This window comes from Novosphingobium sp., assembly GCF_965229225.1.
Classification (GTDB): Bacteria; Pseudomonadota; Alphaproteobacteria; order Sphingomonadales; family Sphingomonadaceae; genus Novosphingobium.
This window is the reverse complement of record NZ_OZ245867.1, coordinates 2863511-2883472: the sequence shown is the minus strand read 5'-3', so window position 1 is coordinate 2883472 and position 19962 is coordinate 2863511. Positions and strand designations below refer to the sequence as shown.

The 19962-nt window shown below is 64.8% G+C and carries 15 protein-coding genes and 2 pseudogenes; 10 read left to right on the top strand and 7 right to left on the bottom strand.

All coding sequences use genetic code 11. From position 1 onward, the window contains the following. The first annotated feature begins 63 nt into the window (after nucleotides 1-63). The 8 genes from ACO06X_RS13325 (at nucleotide 64) to ACO06X_RS13290 (ending at nucleotide 9829) form a co-directional block, all read left to right on the top strand. A complete protein-coding gene (locus ACO06X_RS13325) occupies nucleotides 64-597 on the top strand; it encodes a hypothetical protein (RefSeq protein ID WP_421836732.1) in 534 nt (177 codons plus the stop codon). Next, nucleotides 597-1328 carry a cytochrome c3 family protein gene (locus tag ACO06X_RS13320; RefSeq protein WP_421836731.1) on the top strand — a complete coding sequence of 244 codons (732 nt, stop codon included), beginning with the start codon at nucleotides 597-599 and terminating at the stop codon, nucleotides 1326-1328. Before ACO06X_RS13325 ends, ACO06X_RS13320 begins: the two co-directional genes overlap by 1 nt. Further along, the gene (locus ACO06X_RS13315; RefSeq protein WP_421836730.1) at nucleotides 1270-3876 is read left to right on the top strand and encodes a cation-translocating P-type ATPase; all 2607 of its coding nucleotides are present in this window, start codon (nucleotides 1270-1272) and stop codon (nucleotides 3874-3876) included. Before ACO06X_RS13320 ends, ACO06X_RS13315 begins: the two co-directional genes overlap by 59 nt. Beyond that, entirely contained in the window at nucleotides 3873-4940 is a 1068-nt protein-coding gene (locus tag ACO06X_RS13310) for an AI-2E family transporter (RefSeq protein WP_421836729.1), read from the top strand. The genes ACO06X_RS13315 and ACO06X_RS13310 overlap by 4 nt, the downstream gene beginning before the upstream one ends. Before the next feature lie 198 nt (nucleotides 4941-5138). Then, entirely contained in the window at nucleotides 5139-6563 is a 1425-nt protein-coding gene (locus tag ACO06X_RS13305; RefSeq protein ID WP_421836728.1) for an efflux transporter outer membrane subunit, read from the top strand. Then, entirely contained in the window at nucleotides 6556-7908 is a 1353-nt protein-coding gene (locus ACO06X_RS13300) for an efflux RND transporter periplasmic adaptor subunit (protein WP_421836727.1), read from the top strand. The genes ACO06X_RS13305 and ACO06X_RS13300 overlap by 8 nt, the downstream gene beginning before the upstream one ends. Next, nucleotides 7908-8609 carry an ABC transporter ATP-binding protein gene (locus ACO06X_RS13295; protein WP_421836726.1) on the top strand — a complete coding sequence of 234 codons (702 nt, stop codon included), beginning with the start codon at nucleotides 7908-7910 and terminating at the stop codon, nucleotides 8607-8609. Before ACO06X_RS13300 ends, ACO06X_RS13295 begins: the two co-directional genes overlap by 1 nt. Continuing rightward, a complete protein-coding gene (locus ACO06X_RS13290) occupies nucleotides 8609-9829 on the top strand; it encodes an ABC transporter permease (RefSeq protein WP_421836725.1) in 1221 nt (406 codons plus the stop codon). The genes ACO06X_RS13295 and ACO06X_RS13290 overlap by 1 nt, the downstream gene beginning before the upstream one ends. Before the next feature lie 177 nt (nucleotides 9830-10006). Here the strand turns inward: ACO06X_RS13290 and ACO06X_RS13285 are convergent, their stop codons facing one another. From ACO06X_RS13285 to ACO06X_RS13270, 4 genes and pseudogenes are all read right to left on the bottom strand, one after another. Then, nucleotides 10007-11104, bottom strand: a complete 1098-nt coding sequence (locus tag ACO06X_RS13285) for an Acg family FMN-binding oxidoreductase (protein ID WP_421836724.1) — start codon at nucleotides 11102-11104, stop codon at nucleotides 10007-10009. Between the two features lie 332 nt (nucleotides 11105-11436). Next, entirely contained in the window at nucleotides 11437-12831 is a 1395-nt protein-coding gene (locus ACO06X_RS13280; protein WP_421836723.1) for a mannitol dehydrogenase family protein, read from the bottom strand. Next, a pseudogene (uxaC, locus tag ACO06X_RS13275) lies at nucleotides 12828-14226 on the bottom strand (glucuronate isomerase). Before uxaC ends, ACO06X_RS13280 begins: the two are co-directional and overlap by 4 nt. Then, entirely contained in the window at nucleotides 14223-14978 is a 756-nt protein-coding gene (locus ACO06X_RS13270) for a FadR/GntR family transcriptional regulator (RefSeq protein WP_421836722.1), read from the bottom strand. The pseudogene uxaC and the gene ACO06X_RS13270 overlap by 4 nt, the downstream one beginning before the upstream one ends. Nucleotides 14979-15076: 98 nt before the next feature. On the opposite strand from ACO06X_RS13270, the pseudogene ACO06X_RS13265 reads away from it, so the two are divergent. After that, nucleotides 15077-15442 (top strand): annotated as a pseudogene (locus tag ACO06X_RS13265) (bifunctional D-altronate/D-mannonate dehydratase); the annotation flags it as partial. Here the strand turns inward: ACO06X_RS13265 and ACO06X_RS13260 are convergent. The 3 genes from ACO06X_RS13260 to ACO06X_RS13250 all read right to left on the bottom strand — a co-directional run bounded on the left by ACO06X_RS13260 (nucleotide 15363) and on the right by ACO06X_RS13250 (nucleotide 18235). After that, on the bottom strand, nucleotides 15363-16199 hold the full coding sequence (locus ACO06X_RS13260; RefSeq protein ID WP_421836721.1) for a TonB-dependent receptor: 837 nt from the start codon (nucleotides 16197-16199) through the stop codon (nucleotides 15363-15365). The pseudogene ACO06X_RS13265 and the gene ACO06X_RS13260 sit on opposite strands and share 80 nt — an antisense overlap. A 315-nt stretch (nucleotides 16200-16514) precedes the next feature. Next, nucleotides 16515-17120, bottom strand: a complete 606-nt coding sequence (locus tag ACO06X_RS13255; protein ID WP_421836720.1) for a TetR family transcriptional regulator C-terminal domain-containing protein — start codon at nucleotides 17118-17120, stop codon at nucleotides 16515-16517. After that, the gene (locus ACO06X_RS13250) at nucleotides 17108-18235 is read right to left on the bottom strand and encodes an aromatic ring-hydroxylating oxygenase subunit alpha (RefSeq protein ID WP_421836719.1); all 1128 of its coding nucleotides are present in this window, start codon (nucleotides 18233-18235) and stop codon (nucleotides 17108-17110) included. The genes ACO06X_RS13255 and ACO06X_RS13250 overlap by 13 nt, the downstream gene beginning before the upstream one ends. A gap of 250 nt (nucleotides 18236-18485) precedes the next feature. On the opposite strand from ACO06X_RS13250, the gene ACO06X_RS13245 reads away from it, so the two are divergent. Next, on the top strand, nucleotides 18486-19784 hold the full coding sequence (locus ACO06X_RS13245; protein WP_421836718.1) for an aromatic ring-hydroxylating oxygenase subunit alpha: 1299 nt from the start codon (nucleotides 18486-18488) through the stop codon (nucleotides 19782-19784). Nucleotides 19785-19962 lie beyond the last annotated feature (178 nt).

Below are 19962 nucleotides of genomic sequence, written 5' to 3'. Positions count from 1 at the left end.
GGTACCAGGATGAACGGCCTGCGCACCAGCTTGCTCAGCCGGGAGGTTATGCCATTCGCGCTGATGCTTGTGGCACTGATCGGCGCGGCGCTGGCAGTCGACGCAGGACTGCATCTTGCGGGTGTGGTCTGGATCGGCCGCTATCTCGGCATTCCCGGTGTTCTGCTGATCCTCGCCTCGTCAGCCTATTCGCTGCGCAAGCGCAAGTTCATTTCCTCGGGCAAACCAGTCACGCTGCTGCGCCTGCATGAGCGACTGGCCTGGGCCGGATTGCTTCTGGTCCTCGTCCATGCCGGCATCCATTTCAACGCGGTGCTGGCGTGGCTGACCGTTGCTGCCATGCTGATCAACGTCGCAAGCGGCCTCACCGGCAAATACCTGATGGGACCCTCGCGCAAGCGGCTGGCGGCGAACCGCGCGCGGCTGCTTGAGGCGGGGCTATCGGATGGGGCGCTGGAAGAGGAGACCTACTGGGACAGCCTGACCTATGATCTCGTCAAGTCGTGGCGCGTGGTCCATCTGCCGATCACGCTGGCCTTCTGCGTGCTGGCACTGGCGCACATCGTTTCGACGTTTCTGTTCTGGGGGTGGCATTGATGCGCCGCCCGGGTCTCTGGCTGCTGATCGCCGCCCTCGCCGGGGTCATTGCGCTGGCGTTTGTCTGGCCGCAAGCAATGGTCGCGCCCGGCCCGGTAATCCCCGCGCATAGTGCCATCGCCGGAAACTGCTTTGCCTGCCACGCGCCGCTGCGCGGTGTCTCGGCGGGGCGTTGCATAGCCTGTCACAAGCTGTCCGACATCGGCATTCGCACCACCAAGGGCGTGCCGGTGAAATCCAGCGGCAGCCGGATCGCGTTCCATCAGGCGCTGAGCGAGGCCAACTGTATGGCTTGTCACAGCGATCACTCCGGGCCGCTGCTGCTGAAGGCGGCGCATCGCAGCTTCGCGCACTCCCTTCTGCGCCCCGATGTGCGCGGGCAGTGTGCCGCATGCCACCGCGCCCCGGCCACACCGTTCCATGCACAGGCCGGCAGCAATTGCGCCGCCTGCCATTCATCCAAAGCATGGAAGCCCGCGACGTTCGATCACACGCGCTACTTTGCTCTGACCGGACCGCACAAGGCGGCCTGCACAACTTGCCACATCGGCGGAAACACCAGCCGCTACACCTGCTTCGGTTGCCATGAGCACCAGCCTGACCAGATTCGCGCCAGCCACGCAGAGGAAGGCATCCAGAACATCAGCAATTGCGTGGCCTGCCATCGCAGCGATGCGGGCGAAGGCGGGGAAGGGCGCGAAGGTGGGGGTGAAGGTGGCAGGGGCGACTGACACGGGCCTGACCTCTTCCGAAGCAGCCGCCCGGCTTGCGTCCGATGGCCCCAACGAGCTCGCCCGCGCGGGGCAGCGTTCAGTCCTGCGCATTGCGCTGGGCGTGGTGCGCGAACCGATGCTGGCGTTGCTGCTGTTGGGCGGAGGTGCCTATCTGCTGCTCGGCAGCCTGAGCGAAGCGCTGATCCTGCTGGCGTTCGCGACGTTTTCCATTGCCGTCACGGTCATTCAGGAAGCGCGGACCGAGCATGTGCTGGAAGCCTTGCGCGATCTGTCGGCACCGCGGGCGCTTGTCATCCGCAGCGGTGCGCGGCTGCGCATTGCCGGGCGCGAGGTGGTGCGCGGCGATCTGATCGTGCTGGAGCAGGGGGACAGGATCGCTGCTGACGCGCGGCTGGTGGAAGCGCATGACCTGCAGGCCGATGAATCGCTGCTGACGGGCGAATCCGTGCCTGTTGGTAAAGTCGCGGGGGGAGAGAAGACTGAGGAGGGCGCGCCGCGTCCGGGGGGCGATGGGCTACCGTTCCTCTATTCGGGCTCGCTCGTCACGCGCGGCAGCGGGATCGCGCGCGTTCTGGCGACGGGGCCGCGCAGCGAGATCGGACGTATCGGCCAGTCGCTCGCGGATCTGGAAACCGAAGCGCCGCGCCTGCGCCGCGAGACCACGCGGATCGTGGGCTGGTGCGCCTTGGGCGGCGGCGCAGTGGCGCTCACGGTTGTGCTGCTATTCGGCCTGCTGCGCGGCGGGTGGATCGAGGCAGTGCTGGCCGGGATCGCCATCGGCATGTCGATGCTGCCGGAGGAATTTCCGGTTGTGCTCACCATATTCCTCGCGATGGGTGCGTGGCGGATCGGCAAGGTCGGCGTACTCACCCGCCGCGCCGCCGCGATCGAGACGTTGGGGTCGGCCACCGTGCTGTGCACCGACAAGACGGGCACGCTCACCGAAAACCGCATGTCGGTAGCCGCTCTGTGGCTGCCCTCAGGGCAGACTTTTGCGCTGAAGGCGGGCGCCGTGATGCCGGAGGGGTTTGGTGCATTGGTCGAAACTGCTGCGCTTGCCAGTGCCGAGACCCCCAGCGATCCGATGGAAATTGCGCTTCACGGCGCGCGCGACAAGGAAGAACCGCTCGCAGCAGCGCATGGCGATCTCGTGCAGGCCTATGGCTTGCGCCCGGACTTACTGGCGATGTCGAACGTGTGGGACGATGGCGAGGACTTGCGGCTCTCCGCCAAGGGCGCGCCGGAAGCGATTGCCGGGCTGTGCCGGCTCTCCCAGGTCGACCATGCGGCGATGAAAGCGGCGGTCGAGGCTATGGCGGAACGGGGCATCCGGGTGCTGGCGGTTGCCACGGCTGCGCCGAAAGACCGCAACTGGGCCGAGAGCCAGCAGGGCTATCACTACATGCTGACCGGACTTGTCGGGCTCGCCGATCCCTTGCGCGCCAGCGTCCCAGCCGCTGTCGCCGAATGCCGCAGCGCGGGTATCCGGGTGGTGATGATCACCGGCGATCATGCCGCCACCGCGCGCGCCATCGCGACCGAGGCGGGGATCGCGGCGGGCGATGTGCTGACCGGCGACGACCTTGCCGCGCTCGATGACGCCGCACTGGCGCAGCGCCTGAAAACGGTGACCGTGTTCGCCCGGATTATGCCCGAACAGAAGCTGCGCATCGTGCAGGCCTTCAAGGCGGCGGGCGAGATCGTGGCGATGACTGGCGACGGGGTGAACGACGCCCCCTCGCTCAAGGCCGCGCATATCGGCGTGGCGATGGGCAAGCGCGGCACCGATGTGGCGCGCGAGGCGGCGGCGATCGTTCTGATGGAGGACGATTTCGGTGCGATCGTGCAGGCGGTGCGGCTCGGGCGGCGGATCTACGACAATCTCCGCAAGGCAATGGCCTTCATCTTCGCGGTGCACGTTCCGATTGCCGGGCTTGCGCTGATCCCCTTGCTCTTCGGCCTGCCCCTGCTGTTCGGCCCGATCCACATCGCGCTGCTTGAAATGGTGATCGACCCGGTCTGCGCGCTCGTGTTCGAGGCGGAGGAGGACGAGGCCGATATCATGACTCGACCGCCGCGCGCGCCGGACGAACCGCTGTTCTCCTGGCGGATGATCGCCTGGAGCGTGTTTCAGGGCGGCACCGCGCTCGCCATGCTGGCCGCCGTGCTGTTTTTGGAGACCGCTAGCGGCATGTCCGAGACCGAATTGCGCGCCCTTATGTTCTTCGCGCTGATCGCTGCGGTGCTGGCACTGACCTTCGTCAACCGCTCGTTCAGCGCATCGCTGGGGCAGGCGCTGCTGCGGCCCAACCCGGCCTTGCGCATGGTCCTCATGGCCGTCACCGCGATCACCGGGGCCATCCTGTTCATCCCTTCAGCACAGACCCTGCTGAAGTTCGGCGCGATCGCATGGGACGACATGGCGCTGGCTGGCGCTCTCGGCGCACTGCTGCTGGCCGTTCTTGAAGCAGGCAAGTTGGCTCTGGGCCGGTTCCTGGAGCGTCGGGGGCAGAATGCACCGCTCTTCCGCGAGAGCGTTGCATGACCGCACCGCCAAACCCGCAAAGCGCCATGGAGCACGCCTTTCTCCTCATGCTGGTCGTGGCTGTCACGCTTGCCTTTGCCTGGCTGGCAGGTCCCTTCGCCGGTGCGATCCTGTGGGGGGTAATTGCTGCCATTCTCTTCGCCCCGCTCAACGCTGCGCTGCTACACCGCGCGCCGGGGCGGGCCAATCTGGCGGCTGCCAGCACGCTTCTGGCCGTCATCGCGGTCGCGGTCATTCCTGCCATGCTGCTGGGTGCGGCGCTGCTGAGCCAAGCGGCTGCGATGGTTGGCAATCTGCAATCGGGGGAGATCGATTTCGCCAGGAGTTTTGCATCTGCGGAACAGCATCTGCCGCAAGCCGCGCGTAACTGGCTCGAGGACATCGGCTTTGGCGATTTCGCCATGGTGCGCCAGCGAATTAGCCAGGCCATCGCGAGCAGCCTCCAGCCGCTGGCTGGCCGGGCGCTCGATATCGGGCAATGGGCTCTCGCCTTCTTCCTGTCGCTCGGGGTAATGCTGTATCTCACCTTCTTCCTGCTGCGTGACGGCACGCAGATCATCAGCCGGATCGAAAGCTGCCTGCCGCTGCCGCCCGATCAGCGCAGCCTGTTGACCGCGCGGTTCGTCGAAGTCGTCCGCGCCACGATCAAGGGCAGCCTGATCGTCGCGGTGCTGCAGGGGCTGACCGGTGGCCTTGCTTTCTGGATGCTGGGGATCGGCGGCGCGCTGCTGTGGGGCGTCGCCATGGGCGTGTTCTCGTTGTTTCCCGCGATCGGGACCGGGTTCATTTGGGTCCCTGTCGCAGCATGGCTGCTGCTCACGGGCGACCTGTGGCGCGGCGGGGCTTTGGTCCTCGTCGGTTTTTTCATTGTCAGCAGCGTCGACAATTTGGTCCGCCCGATCCTTGTCGGGCGCGATGCGCGGATGCCGGACTATGTCGTCCTAGTTGCAACCCTCGGCGGGTTCGAACTGATGGGCTTCAACGGCTTTGTCATCGGCCCGGTGATCGCAGCGCTGTTCATGGCGGTCTGGGACATCTTCCGCGACGCTCGGCCAGCTGCGTAGATTCCGACAGTATCGCTGGCAGAAGCGCAGCTTCATACCTCAAGTTCACAGCGGTGAGCCTTACCCCCCTGCCCCATTGCTTCGGCAGCGTGCGCGCGCTGGCTTGGCAGCCCAAGGCGATACCGTTGCACGCTCATTCCAGTGGGAAGACCTCATGCGCAGCCGTTCGCTCGAAGCCGCCGTCATGCGCGGGCCGGCATGAGGCTGGGGCTCCGGCTTCTGGCTGTGCCCGGCGTGTTGGCACTGTGCGGCTGTGTGGTCGGGCCGAACTACCATCCCCCTGCACCGGACGCGCTGGCGGTTCCGCGCACGTATTCGGTGGCATCGGATCCCTCTGCGCAAAGCGCCACAGCTCGCTGGTGGAGCCAGTTCGGTGATCCGGACCTGACCCGGCTGGAAGAGGCGGGCCTCGCCGCCAACCTCGATATCGCGCAGGCCCTCTCGCGGCTGCGCCAGGTGCGCGAGGCTCTGACGCAGGCGCGCAGTGCTGCGATGCCGACGATTTCCGCATCGGGCGGTTATACCCGCACAGAGGCAATTGCAGCGCCCGCTGGCGCCAGCCTTTCGGGAGACAGTCTGACAATCGCCGCCGACGCAGCCTATCAGGTCGATCTGTTTGGCGGCCGGTCGCGCGCGATCGAAGCCGCGCGCGCCGAAACCGATGCCAGCCGGTTCGACTACGGCGCGGTGGCGCTGACCGTCCAGTCGACCATCGCCAGTACCTATCTGCAAGTCCGGCTGCTGCAGGCCAATCTCGCCAATGCGCAGGAAGCCCGGACCAACCAGACCGACAATCTGCAGATCGCCGATTGGCGTCGGCAGGCGGGGCTGATCAGCCAGTTCGATGTCGATCTGGCGCGGACCCAGCTGGCCCAGACGACGGCAACAATTCCGCAAATTGAAAGCACCCTCAGCCAGACGATCGCCGCGCTGGGCGTGCTGCTCGGCCGGGGCCCCGGGGCTTTGCGCGCCGAACTGGCGCAATCGCAGCCGATCCCCGTCGGCCCCGCCGCCCTTGCCGTGGGAATCCCTGCCGATGTCGTGCGCCAGCGGCCCGATGTTCGGTTCGCCGAACGGTCCCTGGCCGCAGCCACGGCGCGCATCGGCGTGGCAGAGGCTGCGCTCTATCCCGCGCTTTCGCTCGGCGGCAGCATCGGCACCGGTTCTGCCGCGCTGTCCAGCCCATTCGATCTCATCACCGGCCAGGCCTTTGCCCGGATCGCCCAGACCATCTTCGATGGCGGACGGCTGCGCAGTCAGGTGCGCTCGCAGCGCGCGGCAACCGATGGCGCCCTTGCCCGCTACAAGCAGTCGGTGCTGGTCGCTCTCGAGGACGTCGAAAATGCCGTCGTCGCGCTGCAGGCAGCGAACCGGCGCCAGATCCAGTTCGACCTCGCCGAAACTTCCGCAGCCTCATCGGCAGCGCTGGCGCGGCAGCAATATCGCAGCGGGCTAATCGATTATGCCGCGCTGCTGATCACCGAGAACCTGCTGATCACCTCGCGCAACGGGGTAGCGCAAGCGCGCCACGACCGGGCGGCGGCGCTGGTGCAACTCTACGCGGCGCTCGGCGGTGGCTGGACCGACAGGGACGCCATACCGGACAGGACTGACAATGGCTGAACCCACCAAACCCGATGCGGCCTTGCCTGAGGCCCCAATCGCGAACGACGCGCAAACAACCGATGCCTTTCTCGGGGTCAAGCCGGTGCCCTGGTGGCGGCGCTGGGCCAAGTGGCTTGTCCTGGGGCTGATCGCGGTCGTCGTGATCGGGCTGCTGGTGCGCACCTTCACAGCTGTGCCGGCCAACCAGTACGTCAGCCAGCCGGTGCGTCGCGGGGCGCTGCAGGTTACCGTATCCGCCACCGGGCGGTTGGCGCCGGTGAACCAGATTCTGGTCGGTTCGGAGCTGTCCGGTCTGGTCACCCGGGTCATGGTCGATGTCAACGATCCGGTTGTTGCCGGCCAGCAGCTCGCGCTGATCGATCCCTCGCGGTTTGCCGATACGGTGAACCAGAGCGCCGCGCAGTTGCGCGCCAGCCAAAGCGCCATCGCGCTGGCGGAGGCCACCTTCGCGCAGGTCCGCGCGCAGTTGTCGCGGCTGGAGATGGTGTTCCGCCTGTCGGGCGGCAAAGTGCCATCGGATACCGATCTGGCCGCCGCGCGCGCCGAATATGGCCGCGCCACGGCCACGCTGGGATCCGCGGTCGCCAACGTCGCTGCGGCGCGCGCCGTGGTATCTTCGGCCACCACCAACCTGACCAAGACCGTGATCCGTTCGCCGGTAAAGGGCGTGGTACTGACCCGGCAGATCGAACCGGGGCAGACCGTCGCTGCATCCTTCAACACGCCCACGCTGTTCGTGATCGCGCAGGATCTGGCCCTGATGAAACTGCCGGTTGCCGTCGATGAAGCCGATGTCGGTGAGGTTGCTGAGGGCCAGCAGGCGACGTTCACCGTTGATGCCTTCCCGGGCGAACGCTTTCCGGCCACCGTCTCGCGCGTCGATCTCGGCTCGAACCTGACCGCCACCTCGGCCTCGGCAGCGGCAGCAACTACCAATTCGCAGGTCGTCTCGTACAATGCGAACCTCACGGTGGGCAACGCCACGCTGCGGCTGCGCCCCGGCATGACCGCAACGGCCACGATCATCACCAAGGCGCGGCAGGGCGCCCTGCTCGTCCCGAATGCTGCGCTCCGCTATACCCCGTCCGCCGCCAGCGCGGCCGGCAGCAGCGGCATCACCAGCACGCTGACCATGCGCGGGATCCGCGGCGGCCATGCCGACAAGACCTCGCAAAAGGGCCGCGGTGCGCGGCAGACCGTCTATGTGCTCGACAAGGGCGTGCCCAAAGCCATCGACATCCAGACCGGCGCGAGCGATGGCACCTCGACCGAAGTGATCAGCGGTGCTTTGCGGCCCGGCATGCAAGTCATCACCGGGCAACTAGCCAGTGGCGCCGGCTGATGGCGCCCCTGATCCAGCTCAGCCACGTGACGAAGACCTTCGGCACGGGCGACGCCCAGTTTCAGGCCTTGAAGGGCGTGGACCTCGAGATCGCATCGGGCGATTTTGTCGCCATCATGGGCCCCTCGGGTTCTGGCAAATCTACGATGATGAACATTCTCGGGTGCCTCGATGTGGCCAGCAGTGGCCAGTACCTGTTCAAGGGCCATGATGTCGGCACGCTGGACCGCGACCAGCGCGCGCTGCTGAGGCGGCGCTATCTCGGCTTTGTGTTTCAGGGCTACAATCTGTTGGCGCGCACGTCGGCGCTGGAAAATGTCGAATTGCCGCTGATCTATCGGGGTGACGGGCGCGAAGTGCGGCAGACGCTTTCGCTGGCCGCGCTGACCAAAGTCGGGCTGGCCGATTGGGCCGGGCACACCCCGGCAGAGCTCTCTGGCGGGCAGCAGCAGCGCGTGGCGATCGCCCGCGCGCTTGTCACCAATCCCGAACTTCTGCTGGCCGACGAGCCGACCGGCAATCTCGACAGCGAACGCTCGATCGAAATCATGCAACTGCTCGCGGACCTCAACCAGACCAGCGGCATAACCGTGGTGATGGTGACCCACGAGCCCGACATGGCCCGGTTTGCGCAGCGCATCATCCATTTCAAGGACGGACTGGTCGACCATGTGGACAGCAATCAGCCGGTACCAGCCTGATGCTGTTCACCACGTTCATTCTCGCCTTCCGCTCGATCCGCCGACACCTGATGCGGTCGTTCCTGACCACGCTGGGCATCATCATCGGCGTGGCCGCCGTGATCACCATGGTTACCCTGGGCGAGGCAACCACGCTGGCCGTGCAGCAGCAGATCGCCAGCCTGGGCAACAACATCCTTCTCGTACGCCCGGGACAGGGGTTCGGACGGGGCGGCGGCGGGCCGCAACCCGCCGATTTCGACACGCGGGACGTTGCCGCGATCCGCGATCAGATCGCCGGAATCACCGCCGTTGCACCGCAGGCGAGCAGTGCCGTCACCGCCGTCTACGAAGGATCTAATTGGACCACCTCGGTCAACGGCACCACCGCGGACTTCTTCCAGATCCAGCCCTGGCCCCTTGTCGCCGGACGCAGTTTCGAACCCGACGAGGAACTGGCTGGCAAGGCCGTCTGCATTCTGGGCAACACCGTGCGCAAAAACCTCTTCACAAAAGGTGGGGCGCCAGATGCACCGCTCGGCCAGAGGATCCGCCTGAACGGAATATCCTGTCTGGTCATCGGCCTGCTCTCCACCCGCGGGCAGGCGGGCTTTGGCGGGGACCAAGACGATACCGTGATCATGCCGATCAAGACCGTCCAGCGCCGGCTGACCGGAAATCTCGACATCCGGGTGATGCTGGTCGGCGTGGATCAGGCTTACGACAGCCCCACGGTGCAAACCGCGATCACCGGCCTGCTGCGTCAGCGGCGACAGATCACCGGTGACAAGCAGGATGATTTCAACATCTTCGATACCGCGCAGATCAGCGCGACGCTGACCGCCACGACCACCTTGCTGACCGGCATCGTCACCTCCGTCGCGGCGATCAGCCTGGTGGTTGGCGGCATCGGCATCATGAACATCATGCTGGTGTCGGTGACTGAACGCACCCGCGAAATCGGCATCAGGCTGGCCATCGGCGCGGTGGCGAACGAGGTCCTGACCCAGTTTCTGGTCGAGGCGATCGTATTGTCCTGCCTGGGCGGTGTGATCGGCATCGCCCTCGCCCAGGTGATGGTGCTGATCATTGCCCCGCTGATGCAGGTGCCGTGGCTGTTCGTGCCGCGCATCAACGTCATCGCGTTCCTGATCGCGGCGGCGATCGGCATGGTCTTCGGTTATTTTCCGGCGCGCCGTGCCGCTGGGCTCAATCCGATCGACGCCCTTCGCTACGAATGACGGGGCAACGGCTACACACCTGTTCGTTTTCAGGCTGTCGGCGGCAAATCCCCGATCACCGCAATTGAGGCGTATGCTGCAAACACCCAGATCGCGCCGATCATGGCCACGAAGAACGCCCAGATGGCAGCATGAAGCAGCTTTGTGGCTCGAAGCTGGGAGCCCGGAGTCATCCCATCACGTCGTGATAACGGCTGCGATTGGTCGGCGCGGTGACCATGGCAATTCGGGACCATAGCCAAAGCGCATCACGATATCGGGGCGCCTGCCGGGCAGGCCAACCAGCGCTGCCAGTTCGGGGCGCAGGCTGGCTACTTCGACCGGCTGGTTGATGAACGCCTGTTTCAGCCCGAGCGCTGTCGCCTGCAGCGCAAAGCGCTGGCACGCCTGCCCGACGGCCACCCATTGCGCGGGACTTGGTCCTGCGCCAACGAAAACAGCGATCCCCGCCGATGAGCGGATCTGGCGGGCATAGGCGTCATTTTCCGATTTCGCGGTAGAGAACCAGTCGAACGCATAGGGCCCCAGCCAGTCGGGCAGCGCAGGATTGCCGCTCGCCACACTGTAGAGCCCGTCGCCGGTTCGTAGCGCCTGGCGCGGGTTGAACCTCAGCCAGGATTTCAGCTCGCGCACGAAGGCGGCGTCGGCCATTTGCGCGCTGTTGCCTGCCACCACCAGGTCACAAATCCGTTCGATCCGGGGGCGGTCGGTGAGCAGCACCAGATCGACGCCGGGCACGGTTGCCGCCTTGGCCAGCATGGCGAGATCGGTTGCCCCAACCGTTCGGCCATCGTAGTCGGCGCGGGTCGATTGGCGTTTGGGAATGGCGCTGAACAGCGGGGAACTGGCCACTGGGCCGCTCTCCCAATCGAAGCTTACCACGCCGCCATCAGAGGCGTCGAACCGCACCGCACCGGGCCGGCCCCGCGCGGCGGAGGCCAGCGACAGATTCTCGGCGGCGGCACCAAGGCTGACGAATATGTGGTGATCGTCAGGATCGACGACAGGCGTGCGGCGCGAAAGATCAGGAAGGATGTCGATCTGGTTCCCACCCAAGCGAAACCGCCATGGTTGGGTGTTATGGCCATTGGGGGCGAGCGTGGCGTAGCGGATCAGATCGAGTTGGCGCGCAGGGTCGGGCAAGGCCGCGCGAAGCGGTGCAATGCTGGCCCCATAATCAGACGACGACCCCAGACCTGAGAAGGCAAGCCAGGTTGCGCTGCTGCCGAGCGCAGCGGTCATGCCCACTCCGATCAGCCACTGTCGTCGGTTCATACGCTGTTCCTGCGTTGGGGGGATTCCTTCGGGATATGCGTTGGCATAGGCCTTGGCATCAACGCGCCGGAGCCTCGGAAAACACCCAGGTTGCCCAAGACTGCGATTCAGTCGCCAAGATATCTCCAGATTCCATCACGGTCGATGGAAGCCGCCCGGACCGATGTCCATTTTTGGCAAGAGAGGCCGCTGCAACCCAGCGATGCGAAGGGCCCAATTTGGTCGACTGCTGCCGCACGCTGACGACGCATGGTGGGACAAGCGAGACGTCAGCAGCGGCAGGTTATTCGCCAATTCCGGACGGGCTTGGCATTTATTAAACTGCTGCGGCCTTAGACCTTAGATAAGGACGTCGTGTCGAGACTGCGCAGCGCCAGATCGGTATCGCTCTGGGTTGGCGTCCATCCAGTAGCGATAAGCCCATCACGCCCGAACAATTCTTCGACCGGATCGTCCGAAGTGGCAGCCGCACCGAGCTTGGCGGCGAGAGGGTCTGACACAAGACCATTGCAGCCGCGCAGATGCCGGATCCATGCGCCGATAGCAGTCAGGATCGCGGGGCACTGACGGCCCCATGAGGCGTTGTCGGTGAGCGTGGCTAGCCAGCGTTGCGGGATCTTCTGGCTGCCATCCATGGCAATCTGCGCCAGTCGGTGTTCGAGAGCGGGATTGGTAAATCGCGCCAGCAGGTCTTCGGCGTAGGCGGCAAGGTCCTGCCCTGGCTCGGCGGCAATCGTCGGGGCCGCTTCGGTCAGCAGCAAGCTGCGCACCAGTTCCAGCAGCACCGCATCGGCCACGGCCTGATGGACAAAGCTGTGCCTATGCGCGAGGCCGCAATAAGCCAGCAGCGAGTGCGCACCATTGAGCATGCGCAGCTTGGCCATCTCGTATGGCGCGATGTTCGCCACGAAGCGGGCGCCGACTGCCTCCCAATCGGGGCGCGGTCCGGCGAAGCGGTCCTCGATCACCCATTGACTGAAGGGTTCGGTGAACACGGCCGCATCGTCGCGCAAGCCGCCAAGCAGACCGGCAACAGCATCGCGGTCTGCGGGCGTGGTCGCGGGCACGATGCGGTCGACCATGGTGCATGGGCAGGTGCAGGCGGTGCCAAACCAGTCCAGCAGCGCAGGATCATGCCGCGCGAGATACTGGCGCATCAGCCGATCGAGTTGATGGCCGTTGTCTGAAAGATTGTCGCAGGAAAGCAGTGTGAGACCGGGCAGACCGGCATCATGCCGCTGCCGCAAGCCCTTCGCGAGAAAGTCGAACACACTGCCAGCACCGGCTTCTTCGTCGAGATCGCCCGCCGGGCTGCGGCAATAGCCCTTTTCGGTAATGGTCAGGCTGACAATCCGCGTGGCCGGTGCGGCGATTGCCGCGACCACAGCCTCAGGATCGTCCTTGGCAACCAGCACACCGCGCACCGCACCGACGATGCGACCACTGGCGCCTTCCGCACTGCGCTCGATCACGCTGTAGAGACCCGCTTGCGGGTTCATTTGCTGCGCGACGTCGGCAGAGCGCAGCGAAACGCCGAGGATCATCCAGTTCCGCTCACCCTGCCGCATTGCTGCGTCAGTATACCAGGCCTGATGTGCGCGGTGGAACGCGCCGATGCCGAAGTGGACGATACCCACAGCCTGCGCGTCGCGGTCAAAATCCGGACGCGCGACGTTCTGTGGCAGGCGCGAAAGTACCTCAGGCGACAGGCGCGCAGCTTCGTTCACAGCCGGTAGGCCTGCCTGGCGAGATTGTAGGTGAGATCGCCTGCGAGCTCCGCCGCTTCCCAATCGGCGAGGCGATGTTCTGCAACGAGCTCAGCAAGGAAGCCGCAGTCGATCCGCCGGGCGACATCGTGCCGGGCCGGGATCGAGAGGAACGCGCGCGTATCGTCGTTGAAGCCGACGGTGTTGTAGAACCCGGCGGTCTCGGTGGTCATCCGGCGGAAGCGGCGCATGCCCTCCGGGCTATCGTGGAACCACCAGGCCGGGCCGAGCTTGAGGCAGGGATAGTGCCCCGCCAGCGGCGCCAGTTCGCGCGCATAGGCGCTTTCATCGAGCGTGAAGAGAATGATCGAGAGCGCAGGATTGTTGCCGAAGCAATCGAGCAGGGGTTTCAGTGCATGGACGTAGTCCGTACGCGTCGGCATGTCCGCGCCCATGTCTCGGCCGAGCGCGTGGAACAGGCCATCATTATGGTTGCGCAGCGCTCCGGGGTGGATCTGCATAACGAGCCCGTCATCGATGCTCATCGCTGCCATTTCGGTGAGCATCTGGGCGCGGAACAGTTCCGCGTCATATTCGGTGAAGGCGCCAGAGAGAACGGTCTGATACAAGCGCTCGGCCTCGCCGCGCGACAGGTTGGCCGTAAGCGCGGTAGGGTGGCCGTGATCGGTGCTGGTCGCACCCATCGATGCGAAGAGGGCGCGCCGCTTGCGATGGGCCGCAAGATAGCCGCCCCATGTGGTGCAGTCCTCGCCGGTCAGTTCGGAGAGGCGATCAATGTTGGTGCGGAAGCCCTCGTACTCGGGATCGACCACGGGATCAGGGCGATAGGCGGTAATGACCCGGCCCTGCCAACCACTCGCGCGGATCGCGGCGTGGTGCTCGAGGCTATCGAGCGGGCTTTCGGTCGTCGCAAGCACTTCGATATTGTAGCGTTCGAACAGCGCGCGGGCGCATTGCATCGCTCGCCAGCTGCTCTGTGATGCTGTCGAAATAGAGGTCAGCCGTCTCCGCGCTAAGCTGGACCTCGAGCCCGAAGGTATCGGCAAACACGAAATCGAGCCACATCCGGGAAGGCGTACCGCGAAACAGATGGTAGCGTTCAGCCAGCAGCCGCCACGCCGCGCGGGGATCGACGTCCGGATTGCCAACCCCGAGATCCTTCAGCGCCACGCCCTGTGAATAGAGCATGCGGAAAACGTAGTGATCCGGCACGAGCAGAAACTCGGTCGCATTGCCGAAGCTTTCGTTGCGCGCGAACCATGCGGGATCGGTGTGGCCATGCGGGCTGATGATCGGCAGATCGCGGACCGACTCGTAAAGCTCGCGGGCCAGCGCGCGGACCGCCGGATCCGCCGGGAACAGTCGGTCGGGATGAAGATCGAGACTGCGGATCACGCGGTTGCCCTTGAATAGCGGTCGCGCTTGGCCTGCGCGGCACGGCGCGCTTCCTCGATCTGGCGTTCTTCGGTGGCGAACAGGAGGCTGTCGATCACCTGGCTGAGATGACCGCGCATAGCCTGCCGCGCGGCTACCGGATCGCGCGAGCGCAGGGCCTGGAGGATTGCGCTATGTTCATCGACGACCGGCTTTATATTGGCGGTGCGCGCCTTCTCGTGGAGCAGGGCAGCTTCAGGCGATGAGGCGCGCAAATCCCAAAGGCGCTCGATGGCATCGTGGATCGCGCCGTTGCGCGTGGCCTTGGCAATGGCGAGATGAAACGCGCGGTCCGCCTTCTCGCTGCCGCGCGGGTCATTGTTTTCCTGCGCGATGGCATCGACCAGCCGCTCGATCTCGGCCAGTTCCTCGTCCGTCACCTGCGTGGCGGCGAGCGCGGCGGCTTCGCCCTCGAACAGGAGCCGCGCTTCGGTCAGTTCGAATGCACTGACATTGAAGCCGGGAAGGTCCTCGCTGCCAGGCAGGCGGCGGACATAGGCGCCCGAGCCAACGCGCACTTCGAGGAGGCCCTGCACTTCAAGCGCGATGATCGCTTCGCGCACGGTGGGGCGGCTCACCCCGTACTTCACCGCCAGCTCGCGCTCTGCGGGGAGGCGAGCGCCGACGGGATAGGCCCCGCTCGCCAGCTCTTCGGTCAGGTTGCGGGCCAGGTCCTGATAGAGGCGATCAGTGCCTTTCTCGATCTCGCTCATGTCGGCTCCTTTTGGTATTACCAATTTTCTTGACAGGTATGGCAACTTTGGTCAAGTCGCATTGTACACGCTCCACTACCCAATGCACGGGGATTCGCATGAAGATTCAGTCCGCCCGCGTCATCGTGACCTGTCCGGGTCGCAACTTCGTCACGCTCAAGATCGAAACCGACCAAGGTGTTTACGGGATCGGCGATGCCACGCTGAACGGGCGCGAAAAGGCGGTGGTTGCCTATCTGGAAGATCACGTGGTTCCCTGCCTGATCGGCATGGACCCGCGCCGGATCGAGGATATCTGGCAGTATCTCTATCGCGGCGCCTACTGGCGGCGTGGCCCTGTCACCATGCGCGCGATCGCGGCGGTGGACATGGCGCTGTGGGATATCAAGGCCAAGATGGCAGGCATGCCGCTCTATGATCTGCTTGGCGGGCGCAGCCGCGATGGCGTGATGGTCTATGGCCACCGGTGAGCGTGAAGGTCAGGTTGCTGCCGAGCTCAGCGCGCAGCTTGGCGCGAAAGCCATAGTTTTCCTGATCATTGAGCTTGCGCCCGCTGGTAAGGTTGCGGACGTTGCCCGGAAAGTCGTGGTAAAAGCCCGTGACGCGCAGGCCGACGCCGTCCGAAAGGGGGACCGAAATCGCCGCTTCGGTGCGGACGTCACCGTCGGTCGCAGCGGTCACATTGAAGCTGCCTTCGAAATCGCGGCCGGGATCCTTGGTGACGATGTTGACGACGCCCGCCGAGGAATTCTTGCCGAAAAGCGTGCCCTGCGGGCCCTTGAGCACTTCGATGCGCTGAAGGTCGGCGAGATTGTCGAACGCCTGTGCCTGCTGCACCACCGGCATGTCGTCGATGATCACCGCCACGCTCGGTTCTACCCCGATCGAGAAGGCGAACGTGCCGATGCCGCGCAGGATGATCGAGTTGTTGGGCGAAGTGGTCGTCTGCGTGATGGTCAGCGCCGGTGCCGCGCGCGTCAGGTCGGAGAAGTCCGAAAGGCGTGCATTGGCAATCGCCTCGCTCGAAAGTGCGGTGACGGCGCCAGGAACCGACTGGAGGTTCTGTTCGCGCTTCTGCGCGGTGACGACGATTTCCTCGATACCGGCGGAGGGCGCTGCCGCTTCTGCCGTATCAGGCTGCGCTGAAGCCTCCTGCGCATGGACGGGCTGCGAAAGCGCGAGGCCCGACAGGCCGGCCAGCAGGATAAACTTGTGCGTCATGACACCCCCCCAGAATCAGATTTACCTTTTGGTCTGACCAATTATTTATTTTGGTCATTTATGCTAATCTCTGTCGTAATGCCAATTTGCGCGGGAGGTTTTGGATGCAAAAGCAGGTGCTTGTCAGGCCGCGCCCATTGCTCATGCCGCGCGGACAGGCCCCGACCAACCTGTCAGGCCAATTTTATGGGCAATGCGCGGAATGTGTTTGCCTCGGTCAGCGCCGAGCGTGGCTTGGCCTTAAGCTAAGAAAGCCTGCTCTGCGGCGTGCCGCCCTGCCACAAATCCGAAAGCCATGACCTAGGGCGCTCGCCATCACATCGCCCGCCGCATGTCAGCCCTGCGTGCAATCCGTGTCAGCACTTCGTTGATCGCATCGACCTGACGTTCGGGCGCCCATGCTTCAGGATCGAAGATCGCCTGCGTGACGATCCCGACCAGCGCCGCAAGCAATGCACTGGCAACGCCGGGGCGTTCCGCCATAGTCAGATGAGCGCAAGTCCGATCCGCGGCGAGGATCGTATCGATCTGGGCGACGAAGTCGCGCATGCGCGCCCTCTGCTCGGCAGCGAACTCCGAGTTGGCGATGGCAAGGCCCCAGAAGGAGAACCACACCCGCCAGTCGCGCTCGACCTTCGGATCGGTCGGCAGCAGAGCCTGAAGCAGCGCCTTAATGTCGCCACCGGATTCGGGCTGCGAGGCATCCGTGCGCGCCTGCGAGCTCAGCGCCGCATGGCGATAAGTGAGCAGCATCAGCGCGTGCTTGTCGGGGAAGTAGTGCGTCACCGCCTTGGTGCTGAACCCGGCTGCTGCCGCAACAGCGCGCACCGTTGCTGCCTCTGCACCGCCCGCCGCGACCAGATCGGCCGCGATCTCGGCAAGCGCGGTGCGGCGCGCGGCGTGATCGATTACTGCGGGCATGGAGCCGCCAGAAGGCTCGGCAACTCGCTGGTGTCTGCGGCAATCACGCGGTCGAGCCAGCCGTGGAAGTGCTGCAAGCCGCCCTCGTTTCGCCCGAACCGCACCTCGCCCAGCATCCCGGTCGCCATCACCTGCTGCTGGAAGGCCGAGGTAGGCAGATCCTCATCGCCCACGACGTGCGCAAGGAAGGCGCACATCCGGCTCATCGCTGCCCGGCTTTCTTCATCGGGTTGTGTTTCGGCAAGGAACGTTTGGGTGGTCGTGGATGTGGCAACTTCAGCGCCGGGTGCAACGATCGAGACCAGGACACAGCGAATGCCGCCGGTGTAAAATGTATTGATCGACGTGCCCGGAAACAGGATCCACTCGCCCATCAATAGCGGAGCGAGCGGCTCACCCGAGGTCGGCAGACGACCAAGGGCGTAGAGATCATCCGGAACCAGCGCACCTGGGCGGCCCTGCGGCGCTATCACCCGCTGGTGCGGTCCCTGAGCAAAATAGAACGCACGGTTGCTTCGCTCCGGCCCGAAGGTGTCGCGATGCAGGACAGGGACGTGGTAGAACTCAAGGTGCGCGTCGAAGGCAAGCTTCCAGTTTGGCCCGGGGAGCGTGCGGTTTTCGATCATGGTCCAATCGGCGAGGTTGAAGCCTGCGATCAGGTCATCGATCCCGCCCAGCATGTCTGCCGGGTTCTGCGTGCTGGCGGGGTCGAGAATCGCCCAGATCAGACCAGCGCGCTCCGTGACCGGGAAGCGCTTCATCGCCAGCATCGCCTTGTCGACCGTCCCGAAATCGGCCGCGCTGGCCACGCCAAGCAGCGTGCCATCCTGGCCGAAGGTCCAGCCATGATAGGGGCATGTAAAGCGCACTGCCGAGCCACAACCGGTGGCCACCGCCGCGCCGCGATGGGTGCAGGCGTTCAGCAGCGCATGGGCCTTGCCCTGCCGGTCGCGAACCAGCAGAACCGGAATGCCAGCGACGGCCACCGTCTTGTAGGCGCCGGGGCCCGGCAATTCGCACGAGGCGGCGAGGACCAGCGGAACGCGCTGGAATACACGCCGCTTCTCGGTCTCGAAGCGCTCGGCAGACGTATAGTGGTCGGCACTGAGGACCATGACATCGCGCGCTAGTGGGAATGTCCCTTCGGCCGTATGCCGCAGCAAAACGGCGGCGTTCTGCTCGAGGGTTTTGCGGGCGCTGGAACTTATCACCCTCTCGGCTGGCACTGGCTCCCTTTCGACATCGGTCGTCTGCATCGCGCTGCCCTCACCCAAGTCCTTTCGATGGGCGCAGTCTAGCAATCTGCGCTTCTTTATGCAACGTGTGTTGCATATCAACCAGGATGATTCGGACAGAGAGGCGCATATGGATTCCGCTACGATCGCGACCCTGAAGGCCATGATGGAATGGGAAGGGCAGCGCAAAGGGCCGCCCGCAGGCTTTCCGTCGCTGCCCGATGTGCCTGCGGCGCGCTATACCAGCGCCGAATACTACAGGCTCGAACAGGAGCACGTCTTCGGCAAGTCGTGGCTCTTCGCCGCGCACCTTGACGAAGTGCCCGAGCCCGGCAGCTTCATGCGCTGGAACAACGCGGGCGACCCGATCATCATCGTCCATGGCACGGACGGCGTGGTGCGTGCGTTTTACAACACCTGTCGCCACCGCGGTGCGCCTGTGGTGACTGAGGACCGCGGCTGCGCAAAGCGGCTCGTCTGCCCCTATCACGCCTGGACCTACAAGACCGACGGCTCCCTGATCGGCGTGCCCGAGCGGCAGAATTTCGTCGATCTCGACCTGACCACGCGCGGCCTGATCCCGGTGCGCTGCGAGATGTTCGGACAGCTGATTTTCGTCAACTTCGATGATGAAGCGCCGACCTTGCGCGAGTGGCTCGGCCCGATCGCTGAGGAATGGGAGGAGTTCGGCTTCGACAAGCTGCGTCTGGCCGCACGCCATACCTTCGATCTCGCGTGCAACTGGAAGGTCGCGATGGAGGCCAACATGGAAGTCTACCATGTGCCCTTCATCCAGCCCGAAACGGTCGCGCCGCTGGTAGATGCCAAGCGCAACGTCAATCACCTTTATCCCAACGGGCATGGACGGATGCTCGCCCCGCCCCCGCGCGACATGCAGGGCGAAACCGTGCGGGCCATCGAGAATGCGCCCAACTGGATCACGATCGACACCGTCGGCGAGTTGGGGCGCACCCACACCCAAAGCTACACGATCTTCCCCAACTGGGTCTCGCCGCAGTCGAACTTCTTCGTTCCGCCGCTGATCTTCTGGCCCACCTCGCGCACGACTACGCGGCTTGAGCTGATCACGATGGCCCCTGACTGGGGCGATGGCGAAGCGCCTGATCTGTGGACCGTGCCCGATGAGACATCCCCGAACGGACGCGCCATGGCCAAGCTCATCCAGGAGGACACCCAGTTCGGCGAGGCCATCCAACGCTCGATGGAAAGCCGCGGCTTCAAGAGCGTCCCACTGAGCTATCAGGAAGCGCGCATCTACTGGTTTCACCAGCACTGTGACCGGATGATCGGTCCGGATGTCGTCCCACCGCACCTGCGGGTCGAGCAGGCGATCGGCAGCGACTGGGTCTCACCCAACGATCCGCGTGTCAGGATGCTGGATGCCGAGAAACAAGAGGCTGCGGAATAGAGTGCGCATTGAGCCGCGATAACGGTGCAATATCGCCTTCGGTTTCCTCAGCAGCTTCCGTCCGAATTGGACTCTTGCTAACGACCTTGCTCGAAAGCCACTGACAGGCGCAAGCCTATCCGCATGCAGGCCCTATGTCTTCTGCACTTGCCTGGCATCACCTCACCAGCGGACTCCT